Genomic DNA, 12155 nt, shown 5'->3' with positions numbered 1-12155 from the left:
TTTATAATAGAAAAAAAGCTTGGCAAGCGCCAAGCTTTCTCCTTATAATTCTTTACCTTCTACTGGTAGTACGTTTTTGACCGCTTCTATCACTTTCTCATCTTCTGTATCAGATAAGAAGATTGATATAGCACCTTTATCGTCGCTCGTACGAATTAAACGGCCAATCCCTTGACGAAGACGTAAAATCATATACGGTACATCTACATCCCAGAACGGGTCATTCACATGTTTACGCTTCGCTTCAAACACAGGATCGTTTGGAGGGAATGGTAATGACCAAATGATAACATGTGATAATGATGAACCAGGAATATCTAAACCTTCCCATAAATGAACGGCACAAAGTACATTCTCTTCTTCATTTTGGAAACGAGAAACGAGCTGACTAATTTCTTGATCCCCTTCATATAAGAACGGAACTGACATTTGTTCTTTACTTACATATTCTTTAAACGCTGCAAGTTCTTGCGTTGTACGGAATAATACAAGTGTACGTCCGTTTGTTTTCTGTATATTTTCAAGTGTATATTGACACTTTCTTTCCCACTCATCTTCTTTCGTATGCGATAGTAAGTTTACTGCCATTTGCTCTTCATAATCAAATGGTGAGGCAACTGAGAATGATAAGTAATCTTTTACCCCTAGGCTATTTGCTGTAAATGCGAATGAATCGTTATTAGATAATGTAGCAGATGAGAAGATATACGGGATTTTCTTCGAGAATACTTTCTCTTGTAATACTTCTTCAACTGCACGTGGCATAATTACTAACGTGAAGGCTCCATCACCTTCTTCACCCCATGTAATTACATTTTTCTCATGCATGAATAGACGAAGTGAATGTTCTAATACATCTAAATGTTCATCAACGATATTTAAATCATACGTATTTACTGTATGCATTTCACTTTCAAATACTAACGCATCACCGACTTCACCAATTTTCGCATAAAGTCGTTTTGCTTCAGCTGTTACTTTTTCTGTCACAGTAATTTCTAAACGATCAGAACCGGCAATTTCTTTTTTGTTTTCTTGTAACACATCAAAGAATCGCTCTGTTTGCCAAATTGTTTCTTCTACTAAATGTGCAAACTCTTCACGAATATCGTTTTGTAATAATCTCGTTAAAAGTTGCTCCATCATCGTTTGCTTTAAACGATATGTTAAAGCTTTTTGAGCTGCATATTCTACAAGATGTCCTTCATCGAATACAACACAACTACTTTCTGGTAATAATGGAATTTGTCCTTCACGCTTTCGAGCATCGTACGTCCAAATATGATCCATATAAAAATCTTGAGAACAAATAATTAAATCTGCTGCTTTACGATAATGTTCACGTGAAAGAGTTTGACCGCAACGATGACGAGAATCACAAGTGAAGCAATCTTGGAAGTAATCCCAATTTACTTTTGACCATTCTTCGTCATTTAATAGTGGAAATTCTTTTCGGTCACCATAGTGAGTAAAGTTTTGCATCGTACCATGATCAAATACGAATTGTGGTAATTCATAATATACGTCTTCAATTACTTCTGGAGCTCGTCCACTCATAACATCTTCAAGCTTACGTAAACATAAATAATTATCCATTGATTTCGCAAGTCTTACATCTACAGATAAGCCTAACGCTTCAGATAATTTCGCAATGTCTCCTTCTTCTTTCACAAGCTGCTCAATTAACGTTTCATCTGCACAAGCAATTATAGCTGGTTTTCCAGTATAACGCGCATAGCAAATTGCATATAGAAGATATACAATAGTTTTCCCTGTTCCTACACCCGCTTCTGCGAACATAACTTTCTTTTCTTGGAAAGCACGCTCTAATTGAAACGCCATAAAAATTTGTTCATCACGCTCTTCAAAACCTTTTTCCGGAAGGATGTCGTAAAACACATCTCCAATCCACTCATTCAACTTATCATAAAAATTGTCTTGTTTTCCTACTTCAAATGGTAATCTCTTCTCAGTAAACATCCTTAGCCTCCAACCAAAAAGTTTTTCTATAAAAAGATATAGTAACCGCTACTCATATGTGTGCAGCTACTTTCCCCTGTTGCCATACATATAAATACACGAAAAAAAATTTTCCTTTCGAAAAAGGAAAATTTTCTTCTATATTAATGACTTTAAATACCTTTTATCAATCGCTGTTTCATGTGAAAGAGCTGACAAATATTCTTCTTGTGCTTTTTGTATTTCATCTACAATCGCATCTTGACTATCCACTTCTTTTCCGAGCTCATCATACGTACGGTGAATAGCTTTTTGAATCATTGATAATTGGAAATTATCCATATCACTTCCTCCTTTACGCATTACATAATAGCCAGTATATGCGCGCTGGAGGAGTTTTATACTATGAATTACGCGGTGGACGTTTTCCGAAGTACTGATAGTAATCTGTACGGATAAATCCGTTAAACAGTTTACGTTTCTTCGATGCATCTTTTCCATAGCACTTCTCAAATGCTTCGTAACTTGTTAATACATACGCTGACCATGTATCTAATGGGCGGAATACTTGTCCCATTTCTTTGTACAATTGTTCAACAAGTGCTTTTTCACTTAAACGTTCTCCGTATGGAGGATTCGTTACAACATAGCCATAATCCTCTTTTGTTGTGAAATCTTTTACTTGCATTTGTTTAAATGTAATTAAATCGCCTAAGCCTACTTCTTCTGCATTATCTTGAGCAACTCGAATCATACGATGATCAATATCTGATCCAATGATTTGTAATCGTTGATCATAGTTCGCTAAATCTTCAGCTTCTTGACGAGCTTCACGCCAGTTTTGTTTACCTACCCAGCCCCACTCGTCAGATGCGAAACCACGGTTAAATCCTGGTGCGATGTTTTGTCCAATTAATGCTGCTTCAATCGGAATTGTACCTGATCCACAGAATGGATCAACAAATGGACGATCTGGCTTCCAGTTTGTTAATTTAATTAAAGACGCAGCTAATGTTTCTTTTAACGGAGCTTCCCCTTGATCCATACGGTATCCACGTTTATGAAGTCCAACACCGCTCGCATCAATTGTTAATGTTGCAATATCCTTGAGCATTGCAATCTCAATACGGAATAATGGACCATCTTCTTCAAACCAAGTTGTACGTTTATATGTTGTTTTTAATTTTTCAACGACAGCTTTTTTAACGATACGTTGGCAATCCGAAACACTGAATAATTCAGATTTTAAAGATTTACCAATAACAGGGAATTCACCATTCTCTGGAATATAATCTCCCCAGTTTAATGCTTTCGTTTTTTCAAATAGCTCATCAAATGTTGTTGCTTTAAATTCGCCAACTTTAATTTTTACACGGTCCGCAGTACGTAACCATAAATTCGTACGACAAATCGCCTTTTCATCTGCTTCAAATGTTACTTTGCTGTTTTCTACTTGACATTCATAACCAAGATCGCGAACTTCTCGGGCAACTAACGCTTCAATACCCATTGCCGCTGTTGCAATTAAAGTAACTTTTCCCATTTGCATTCACCTCTTATGTATATTCAAACAATAATTAATAGCAATTGGTCCTATTAATCATTACATTTTACGAAAAATTTTCTCATTAACCATTTTAACTCATACTTTATAACTTCATACAAATAAAAAGCCCTCCTCTAACAAAGGAGAGCTGAGTTATTTCATAGTTGGTTCATAACGTTCTGTAAGCCATGTTCTGTTCCTTTGTACTACAAACGGCCCACGCCTCGTACTCCGGTGGCAATCATCTATCTACAGGTTATAAAACCTGTCCTTTCCCGTCGTTCATTTCCTTGGAAAAGATTCCCCTACCATTATTTGGGTTTCTCGCTCGTGGGGTTTACCTCGTTCCACTCCTATCATTTCTTCAAGGACTTCGTCACTGTGGCACTTTAAAGGTAGTCAAACCATATCCGAAAGGACTTAGGTTTTTTCCCTGCCGTTAAACCAGCCTTACAGCCAGAATACCCTAGCTTATGAATTGGCTAGGCACGAACACTACAGCCATCTCAGGCCGTGCGAGCATGGACTTTCCTCTACAACGTTGGCGTTGCAGCGATTACCCAAACGTTATGACATCCATTAGTATAGTGGAAACAAAAAGATTTTGCAACGTTTTTTTCTATGTAAAATGCTTAAACCTTTTCCCACCTTACATCATTCGTATAACTTACTTCCAAATACAGCTTTTTCTAAGTTAGATAAGCGTTTTAAAATATCCGTATTCGTGTTGTTATAAACTGGTTGTGCAACTGGTGTTTGTACAGGTTGTTGTGGAACTTGCGTTACTGCTAGTTTTTGTTCCTCTAATTCACGCTTTAAACGAGCATTTTGTTGCTTTAATTGCTCAAACTCTTTGTGGAAAGCTTCATAGTCTTTAATGATCATATCAAGAAACTTGTCTACTTCTTCTTGCTGATAACCTCTCATACCTGTTTTAAATTCTTTTTCTAAAATATCTTTCGCTGTTAATTTAATTTTATCCGAAATCATTTTCTTCACCTCAAATTTTTACCAAAACTTTCATTAACTAAATTTTTTCAGAAACAATGCTTTTTGTCAATCATATATACGAGTACTATATTACATATTACTCTGCATTATTCCACTGTTCCTCTTCTATTATATCTTGTAAATCAGAAAAAAGAATGAAATAACTGTGATAATTTTCTATTTCTCCTTTTTTCTTTGCTGCTTCTACAATATATTTGGGACTTCCTGGTTTTTCTTCATCGTATACCGCTAAAAGCGCATCACTTTTTTCAATAAAAAAGTGATTTTTTAATTTAAATTGCTCTGGACTTTCATACTTCCGTTTCGTGATACTATCAACATGGTCTGCTTGAGAAAGGATAAATTCATAATATTCACGATTATCTTCTTTCCAATTTTCTTCTTGTTCTAAAAACGGAGTGAATACCGCTAATTTTAAATCTGGATATTCTACTTGCATTTCAAAAACAACTTCAGCAGCCCATAATTCTACACCTAATTGGCCACTTATTATAACCCACTCTAAACCATCTTCTACAAAATTGGTTAATTTACGGTGTAACGCTTTCTTTATACACTCCACCCCTGGATGATCATTTTTAAATATTCCAAGTTCAAATGGCTTATATCCTGTTACTGCAATAACTTTCATATCAACACTCCAATTACAAAAAAAGAACTAGCATTTCGCTAGTTCTAACATATCATTTACTTTTTAAACATTCCACCAACGTTTGGTCCGATATTTGGACCGAATGGTGATACGTTTGGTCCAATATTCGGTCCGAATGGTGATACGTTTGGTCCAAACGGAGATACATTTGGTCCTGGACCAAATGGTGATACGTGATGTCCATGATGTCCATGATGTCCATGGCCACACGGTCCACATCCGCCGCCGAATCCTGGGTCGATTGGGTCCACAACATTTACATTTGAATTTGTTTGCGGGAAGAAGTTTTGGTTTTTAATTTGTTGATGATGTACATGTGTTGTATGTGTTGGGAAAATGTGTGGCACCACCGTTGTTGAAAAAGAGTGTGTTACGCATTGTTTCGTCGGATGAATGACAGGAGCAGTCGTACAAATAGGTCCTGTAGGCTTATGCCCTCCAAAGCAAGGATGACAATGATGCATAGTTTTTTCTCTCCTCTCTCGTTAAAAAAATCTGATTACACTTTACAGTATGAGAAAAGAGAGAAAGCCGTTTGTTATATATACCCATTTATTACAAGGAAATTTGTCTAGTCCTTTATTTCATTTACATTGTTTTTATAGACAATCCTTCAACATCACTTACCAAAAAAGCCTCCAACTTGCTTTACAATACCTGTCACTTGATTCATCGCATTCATCATTTGTCCAGCTGTATTCATCATTTTATTTACATCATAGTTACCATCTGATGTTTTAAATTGAGAAACAAAACTAGAAAACTGGCTTGGCTGTTGTTGCTTTTGCTTACCCTGCGTCGGGTACGGTTGTTTTGGTGGATAAAACATCGCTTGTTGATTAGCATACGGCGATGGTGGTGGCATATAATATTGCGAATTCATATAAGGCTGCTGCTGTGGTTGATTCATGTATGGTTGCTGAGCTTGTGATTGTTGAACTTGATTCACATAAGGTTGCTGCTGTTGTGGTTGTTGAGCTTGATTCATAAAGGACACTTCAAACGGTTGATAATAATTTTGATTTCCATAATAAGGCTCGAAAGGATACATATTATACCGTAAATATGTATCCGTATTATATTGGTACATATTTTGCTGTGCATATGGATTCGTTTGCTGATATACGTTAGGTTGTTGAAACATGCATTCTCTCCTCCTTCACATAAGTTTCTACATATATAATATGTACCTATAAAATAATATGTGTGATGGAATATATGTCTATTTTTGTCGGAAGTTTAAATTTTTAAAAAATTAAAAAAGAAAACCCTTCCATGCTATGATAATTAAGAAGAAGATTCTCATGGGGGAGGAATCAACATGGTATTAGGGGATTTAAAACAAGCGTTTTCTCAAAAAAAGGGGTATTGCACAGAGAATGCAAATGAATTATTAGACTTTGCGAGACATTGGTATCTCGAAGGAAAAATATGCATATCAGATTATCGAACATTAATAAAAGAATTAGAAATAAACGGCGCAACAAAACCTACAACAATGACAGAAGCATAAAAATAACAAGAGGGCTCTCCCTCTTGTTATTTACATTGCTCAACTATATTTTGCAAAGTATACGAAATGGCTTGGTGTGTTTCAAAGAATCGTTTACCTTTACCTTTATTTACAAAGCATTGCAACACATTCGTTTGTAAATTATCGTATACTTGATCAATTTGCTGTACATGTATATACTTTGGCTTTTCTTCTTTAATCCACGTATAAGCTAGTTCTTTCCACTTCTTTAATTCCTCATCTACCATATCTACAAACGGTTTCATATCCTTATAAAAGTCGTATTCAGTTAGTTCTCTTTTTTTTACATTCGCTTCATTATTATACTGCATGAGTTTTTCTGAAGACTGTATTAATGCTTCATTCTTCATTTCTTTCCCACCTTATTATGCACTCACTACGACGTTTTGAAATGTCTTCACCCAATTCCCTTTTTCTTCGTGATGCACTAATTTATTTTCCATATGTTCAATATGCATTTCTGTTATTTCTATCTTATTACATATTTTTTCACTCGCATCCTTTAATGCATGATTCATTCTAATCCCTATATTCATTTCCAGCAAATCGAGAGAACTTAACATTTGATCCATTTTTTTCATTACATCTTCCTTCTGAACCATCGCCATATACAAAACGCCTCCTTCTTTGCTTTTCCTTTGTCATGTAATTTCGCCGAATGATTCACCACTCCTGCCCACATGACAAAACTAGTTGTTATTCGTCAAAGAAATCATTTCGTATGTCATTTATAGAAATGGTAACAATACAAAAAGGAGGTGTATTACAATGGCAAAGAACAAAAATGAAAAAAAGAAAAACCAAAACAAACAACAAAATAAACCCGAGACTGGCAATCCAAAGCTAGATGGTCCAAACTTCCCTGCTACATAAAGCGAGACTTTATTACGAACATTTAAATTTCAAATCATCCTTAATCTCCTACTAGCATTACGTTTTGAAATTAAAGTTGTAGCACGCATAGCAGGATTTTTTCAAATTAAGAAGTCCCGTCTTCAAAATGGAAGACGGGACTTCTTTTTTATTATATCATGAACTCATCGATCCTTTTAGCAAAACGGTTTACGATAGATAGCCTATAGATTTGTTCTCTCTTTCTTCTATACCATTCTGTTATATTAACTTCCCCTTTAGGTTCTTCAAGTACAAATAGCACATTCATTTTCATATTTGCACAAAACCAATCTCTCATTTTTATTTCTCCATGTAAAATAACAGGATAAATATCTCTAAGTGTTGGCGTATAAGACTTTCGAGTTTCCTTTGCGTAAACTTCATAATCTTCTCTAGACCCAGTATGTGTAGTTTGCAGTGCAAACTTATAAAACGAACCATTATAAATTGGATGAAACAATAACCATGCTAATTTTTTTCCTAGTTCTATACGCTTTTGTAACGTTTCAAATTGATAAACCGAAAACCCATACATTCTCCCTTCAATTGTTGGGAAGATAACTGCACTAATATGAAGTCTTTCTTGTACTTTAAAAAGTGCAGTATGGAATACATGTTTTTTAAAATATGTGTTCTCAATGACTGGTTTTTGAATTTTATTTTGTTCATTTATAATAAGCGCTGTCATAAGTCTATTCATATCTCTTCTTTCCCAGAAAAGTAACCATTCTTTTTCCATAAAAATTGATACATTGAAGTATTGCAACAAATGAAAGAGAGGTGCATGTCTCTTCTTACTTTCCTCATACAATAATAGCTGAGGAAATGCATCTAAAAAAATAATCCAATTAGCCTGTTCGTACAGAAGAAATAAATGTTTTTTTACCGTTCTAGGTAAAACAGTAGCATAATATCTCCCTTCTAAATCAGTCATATTCCAGCCCGCATTTCTCGAAACCATACTCGCTAAAAAGGCCCACCTGATTTCACTATTTCTTAAATAATATTCTTGATAAGATTGTGTCCGAGAAATATTGTCCACATTAGCTATTTCTGTTTTCTTTTTAATATTGTGAATGATTGCTTTTTCTTCCTCTATACAAAAATTTTTTTCTCGATTTTGTTTAATTTTCATATAATCATTCCATGTAAACATAAATAAGTCATCATACCTTTCATCAAAAAGGTCACATCTTTTTTCATTTTTTGATATAATCACCTTTGTAAGTAATTCTTAGCAAGTTGGGGGTGGACACACTATGACCATTCGTTACCCAAATGGAAAAAGGTATAATCAAGCTTCACAACCTCAAAAAACACCTATAAAAACACATACTTATAGTAATAGAGGTATGTCCCTTGAAGAGGAATTGAATGAAACAAATCAATATTACTTAACCCATAATATTGCATGTGTACATAAAAAGCCTACACCTCTTCAAATTGTAAAAGTAGATTACCCCGCTCGAAGTGCTGCAGTGGTAAAAGAAGCGTATTTTAAACAACCTTCTACAACAGATTACAACGGTGTATACAAAGGGAAATACATCGATTTTGAAGCAAAGGAAACCAAAAATAAAACTAGTTTCCCACTTCAAAACTTCCACCTTCATCAAATTGAACATATGAAGCAAGTGGTTGCTCATAATGGAATTGCATTTGTTATTATTAAATTTACACTTTTTGATGAATTTTATTTACTAGATGCAAAACATATTATTGCATTTTGGAATCGTCAAAATACTGGTGGACGCAAGTCGATTACGAAAGAAGAAATAGAAGAGCATGGATCCTTATTATCATGCGGTTATCACCCTCGGATTGACTATATCCGTGTACTAGACATGGTTTATTTTTCGTGATAGAGTCATCACTAAGGCTCTTTTTTCGACTTTTGGGGGAGAGAATGAAAGGTAGGAGAAAGTATAATGTCAGATAATTATCGTTCTCGTACAGAACGAAATCATGTGAAAAATCAAGAGAAAAAAACACATAAAGAAGAAAAACCAAAGAAAAAAGGCTCCTTTTTCAAGAAATTCCTTATAGGTTGTCTACTTCTTGGTATCGTTGGTCTTGTAGCCGGCGTTTCCGCTTTCTTTGTTATGGTAAAGGACGCTCCAAAATTAGACAAATCCAAACTTGTTAATCCTTTATCAACAAAGTTTCTCGATAAAAACGGAAATTTCTTTTATGAATACGGTGCTGAAAAACGAACACATGTTACTTATGATCAAATTCCAAAAGTAGTTGAAAATGCATTTCTTGCAACTGAGGATTCGCGTTTCTATGATCATAATGGAATTGATTTTAAACGAACTACAAAAGCAGTTATGGAAAATGTCACTGGTGGTTTCGGTTCCCAAGGTGGTAGTACGATTACACAGCAAGTCGTTAAAAACTACTTTCTAACGATGGACAAAACTGCTAAAAGAAAAGTGCAAGAATGGTACTTATCTTACAAATTAGAGCAACAATACTCTAAACATGAGATTTTAGAAATGTACTTAAATAAGATTAATTTAGGTAACCGTTCATACGGTATTGCGACAGCAGCGCAAAAATATTATGGTAAAGATTTAAAAGACTTGCAATTACATGAAGCTGCTATGCTCGCTGGTTTACCCCAAGGTCCAAACATTTATGATCCAACAAAAAAGGAAAATGTTGAACGAGCAACAAATCGTCGTAATGTCGTATTATCATTAATGAATCGACATGGTTATATAACAAAAGAAGAAATGAATAACGCCGTTAAGATTCCAGTAACTGAGGGCCTTCAACCGTCTTCAGAAGTAACTGAGATGAAGTATCAAGCATTTTTAGATGCGGTTGTAAAAGAAGTTGAAAAAGAATATCCTGATGTAAATATCGGTTCAGATGGTTTAACGATTCATACAACACTTGATCAAGATGCTCAAGATTACGCCGACAAAATTATGGATGGCAATCTTATTAAGTATCCGGACGATCAATTCCAAGGGTCATTCGTATTTATGGATACACAGTCTGGAGAAGTTCGAGCAATTGGTGCTGGACGTAAAGAAAGTAAGTCTACTTTCAAAGGTCATAATATGGCAACTGATTTAAAACGCCAAGTTGGTTCAACAATGAAACCAATTTTCGACTACGGTCCGGCAATTGAAAATTTACAATGGTCTACATACCATCAATTAAACGACTCAGAGTATACGTATTCCAATGGTAAGAAAATACAAAATGCAACAAAGAGTTACAAAGGTGACGTTTCACTACGTGAAGCTTTGAAAAAGTCATTAAACATTCCAGCTTTAAAGACAGCACAAACAGTTGGTCTTAATAAGTCAAAAGAATTTGCTGAAGGTTTAGGCATGACCTTTAAAGAAGGAAAAGTCTACGAATCAACAGCAATCGGTAGTAACGATAGTTCTCCATTAGAAGTAGCAGGTGCATATGCAACCTTTGGTAATAGTGGTAACTATAATAAACCACACTTCGTAAAAGAAGTAACCTTCCCGGACGGGAAAAAGAAAAGCTTTAAACCGAAAGAACATCGCGCAATGCAAGACTATACAGCTTATATGGTTACTGACGTTCTTCGTGACGTAGTAAAACCTGGTTCTGGTGGTACAGGTCCAACAGCATACGTTTCAGGTGTTGACGTAGCAGGTAAAACAGGAACACAAAACTTTGATGAATCAGTTCTTCAAAAATATGACATCCCAGCTGATGCAAACAGAGATAGCTGGTTTGCTGGATATACGCCACAATACACAATGGCTGTTTGGACCGGTTACGAAAAAGATGGTCCAAAAAATTATGTTAGCGATCGCTCCACTAGAATTGCACAGCAAATGTTCCAAGTAATGATGAGCAAATTCGCTACAGATAAATCACGCTTTGAACGTCCTTCTTCTGTACAAGAAATAAACGGAGAGTTATACGTAAAAGGTGCGAAAAAAGATGCAATTAAACAAATTAAAGTAGATGCCCCTAGTGGTCTGAATGTCACTTTTGATGGCGCTAGCACAGTTACACTAAACTGGTCTGGACCAGCAGAAGTTGATGCATATGCAGCGAGCTATAAAGCAACTGACGGTTCAAGTGGTAGCCTATCAATAAGTGGTACGACAGCTACTCTTGGTGGTATTAAACCAGGTGTTACTTACAGCTTCTCTGTAGTAGCGAAAAAAGGTACTGGCACAAGCCCAGCAGTTGGTGCATCCTTCACTGCGCCTGGCGGAACTCCAGATGCAAAAAAAGCTGAAGAAGAGGCTAAGAAAAAGGCCGATGAAGAAGCTAAGAAAAAAGCTGATGAGGAAGCCCAGAAAAAGGCTAATGAAGATAAAGTAAAACAAGACGAAGCTAAGAAAAAGGCTGAAGAAGAGGCTAAGAAACAACAAGAACAGCAACAGCAAGAACAACAACGTAAACAGCAAGAAGAAGCTCAAAAGAAAGCTGATGAGGAAGCTAGAAGGAAAGCTGAAGAAGAAGCTAAGAAAAAAGCTGAAGAAGAAGCTAAGAAGAAAGCTGAAGAAGAGGCCAAGAAAAAAGCTGAAGAAGAGGCTAAGAAACAACAAGAA

Annotated in this window: 14 protein-coding genes and 1 other RNA gene; 4 read left to right on the top strand and 11 right to left on the bottom strand. The window is 35.6% G+C overall.

Annotated features, from left to right (window positions below):
- Positions 1 to 42: 42 nt before the first annotated feature.
- The 8 genes from HMPREF2590_RS17230 to HMPREF2590_RS17195 form a co-directional block, all read right to left on the bottom strand.
- Positions 43 to 1980 (bottom strand): ATP-dependent DNA helicase, encoded by a 1938-nt coding sequence (locus HMPREF2590_RS17230; protein WP_000493693.1) that lies wholly within the window; start codon positions 1978 to 1980, stop codon positions 43 to 45.
- Positions 1981 to 2118: 138 nt separating this feature from the next.
- The gene (locus HMPREF2590_RS17225) at positions 2119 to 2301 is read right to left on the bottom strand and encodes a DUF3921 family protein (RefSeq protein WP_000368569.1); all 183 of its coding nucleotides are present in this window, start codon (positions 2299 to 2301) and stop codon (positions 2119 to 2121) included.
- Between the two features lie 61 nt (positions 2302 to 2362).
- A complete protein-coding gene (locus HMPREF2590_RS17220) occupies positions 2363 to 3502 on the bottom strand; it encodes a THUMP domain-containing class I SAM-dependent RNA methyltransferase (protein ID WP_000521224.1) in 1140 nt (379 codons plus the stop codon).
- Positions 3503 to 3682: 180 nt separating this feature from the next.
- An RNA gene (gene rnpB, locus HMPREF2590_RS17215) (RNase P RNA component class B) lies at positions 3683 to 4073 on the bottom strand.
- An 86-nt stretch (positions 4074 to 4159) separates the two neighbouring features.
- Entirely contained in the window at positions 4160 to 4495 is a 336-nt protein-coding gene (gene gpsB / locus HMPREF2590_RS17210; protein WP_000622431.1) for a cell division regulator GpsB, read from the bottom strand.
- A gap of 97 nt (positions 4496 to 4592) precedes the next feature.
- The gene (locus HMPREF2590_RS17205; protein ID WP_000862913.1) at positions 4593 to 5147 is read right to left on the bottom strand and encodes an SLOG family protein; all 555 of its coding nucleotides are present in this window, start codon (positions 5145 to 5147) and stop codon (positions 4593 to 4595) included.
- 56 nt (positions 5148 to 5203) lie between these two features.
- On the bottom strand, positions 5204 to 5632 hold the full coding sequence (locus HMPREF2590_RS17200; protein WP_000546268.1) for a CotD family spore coat protein: 429 nt from the start codon (positions 5630 to 5632) through the stop codon (positions 5204 to 5206).
- Positions 5633 to 5787: 155 nt separating this feature from the next.
- Entirely contained in the window at positions 5788 to 6312 is a 525-nt protein-coding gene (locus HMPREF2590_RS17195; RefSeq protein WP_030024706.1) for a YppG family protein, read from the bottom strand.
- Positions 6313 to 6489: 177 nt separating this feature from the next.
- Between HMPREF2590_RS17195 and HMPREF2590_RS17190 the strand changes: the two genes are divergently transcribed.
- A complete protein-coding gene (locus tag HMPREF2590_RS17190; protein ID WP_000242652.1) occupies positions 6490 to 6681 on the top strand; it encodes a YppF family protein in 192 nt (63 codons plus the stop codon).
- A 26-nt stretch (positions 6682 to 6707) separates the two neighbouring features.
- Here HMPREF2590_RS17190 and HMPREF2590_RS17185 read toward each other — a convergent pair whose 3' ends face one another.
- On the bottom strand, positions 6708 to 7052 hold the full coding sequence (locus HMPREF2590_RS17185; protein WP_000786940.1) for a YppE family protein: 345 nt from the start codon (positions 7050 to 7052) through the stop codon (positions 6708 to 6710).
- 15 nt (positions 7053 to 7067) lie between these two features.
- Positions 7068 to 7310: a hypothetical protein gene (locus HMPREF2590_RS17180; protein WP_001252036.1), complete on the bottom strand. Its 243-nt coding sequence runs from the start codon at positions 7308 to 7310 to the stop codon at positions 7068 to 7070.
- An 85-nt stretch (positions 7311 to 7395) separates the two neighbouring features.
- On the opposite strand from HMPREF2590_RS17180, the gene HMPREF2590_RS31110 reads away from it, so the two are divergent.
- A complete protein-coding gene (locus HMPREF2590_RS31110) occupies positions 7396 to 7575 on the top strand; it encodes a hypothetical protein (protein ID WP_001987054.1) in 180 nt (59 codons plus the stop codon).
- A gap of 151 nt (positions 7576 to 7726) precedes the next feature.
- On the opposite strand, the gene HMPREF2590_RS17175 is transcribed toward HMPREF2590_RS31110, so the two are convergent.
- Entirely contained in the window at positions 7727 to 8752 is a 1026-nt protein-coding gene (locus tag HMPREF2590_RS17175) for a DUF2515 domain-containing protein (RefSeq protein ID WP_000495651.1), read from the bottom strand.
- A 103-nt stretch (positions 8753 to 8855) separates the two neighbouring features.
- On the opposite strand from HMPREF2590_RS17175, the gene recU reads away from it, so the two are divergent.
- On the top strand, positions 8856 to 9458 hold the full coding sequence (gene recU / locus HMPREF2590_RS17170; protein ID WP_000155598.1) for a Holliday junction resolvase RecU: 603 nt from the start codon (positions 8856 to 8858) through the stop codon (positions 9456 to 9458).
- 66 nt (positions 9459 to 9524) lie between these two features.
- On the top strand, positions 9525 to 12155 hold a 2631-nt coding region (locus HMPREF2590_RS17165; RefSeq protein ID WP_070861475.1), incomplete at its 3' end, for a PBP1A family penicillin-binding protein.

The organism is Bacillus sp. HMSC036E02, from assembly GCF_001836235.1.
Taxonomy (GTDB): domain Bacteria; phylum Bacillota; class Bacilli; order Bacillales; family Bacillaceae_G; genus Bacillus_A; species Bacillus_A cereus.
Note: the sequence above shows the minus strand (reverse complement) of the source record. Positions and strands in the feature narration are given on the sequence as shown.

What these genes read in the sequence shown, in the direction of transcription:
- HMPREF2590_RS17230 (WP_000493693.1), bottom strand. Translation starts at nt 1,980, where the DNA reads ATGTTTACTGAGAAGAGATTACCATTTGAAGTAGGAAAACAAGACAAT.
- HMPREF2590_RS17225 (WP_000368569.1), bottom strand. Translation starts at nt 2,301, where the DNA reads ATGGATAATTTCCAATTATCAATGATTCAAAAAGCTATTCACCGTACG.
- HMPREF2590_RS17200 (WP_000546268.1), bottom strand. Translation starts at nt 5,632, where the DNA reads ATGCATCATTGTCATCCTTGCTTTGGAGGGCATAAGCCTACAGGACCT.
- HMPREF2590_RS17195 (WP_030024706.1), bottom strand. Translation starts at nt 6,312, where the DNA reads ATGTTTCAACAACCTAACGTATATCAGCAAACGAATCCATATGCACAG.
- HMPREF2590_RS17220 (WP_000521224.1), bottom strand. Translation starts at nt 3,502, where the DNA reads ATGGGAAAAGTTACTTTAATTGCAACAGCGGCAATGGGTATTGAAGCG.
- recU (WP_000155598.1), top strand. Translation starts at nt 8,856, where the DNA reads ATGACCATTCGTTACCCAAATGGAAAAAGGTATAATCAAGCTTCACAA.
- HMPREF2590_RS17190 (WP_000242652.1), top strand. Translation starts at nt 6,490, where the DNA reads ATGGTATTAGGGGATTTAAAACAAGCGTTTTCTCAAAAAAAGGGGTAT.
- HMPREF2590_RS17185 (WP_000786940.1), bottom strand. Translation starts at nt 7,052, where the DNA reads ATGAAGAATGAAGCATTAATACAGTCTTCAGAAAAACTCATGCAGTAT.
- gpsB (WP_000622431.1), bottom strand. Translation starts at nt 4,495, where the DNA reads ATGATTTCGGATAAAATTAAATTAACAGCGAAAGATATTTTAGAAAAA.
- HMPREF2590_RS17180 (WP_001252036.1), bottom strand. Translation starts at nt 7,310, where the DNA reads ATGGCGATGGTTCAGAAGGAAGATGTAATGAAAAAAATGGATCAAATG.
- HMPREF2590_RS17175 (WP_000495651.1), bottom strand. Translation starts at nt 8,752, where the DNA reads ATGTTTACATGGAATGATTATATGAAAATTAAACAAAATCGAGAAAAA.
- HMPREF2590_RS17205 (WP_000862913.1), bottom strand. Translation starts at nt 5,147, where the DNA reads ATGAAAGTTATTGCAGTAACAGGATATAAGCCATTTGAACTTGGAATA.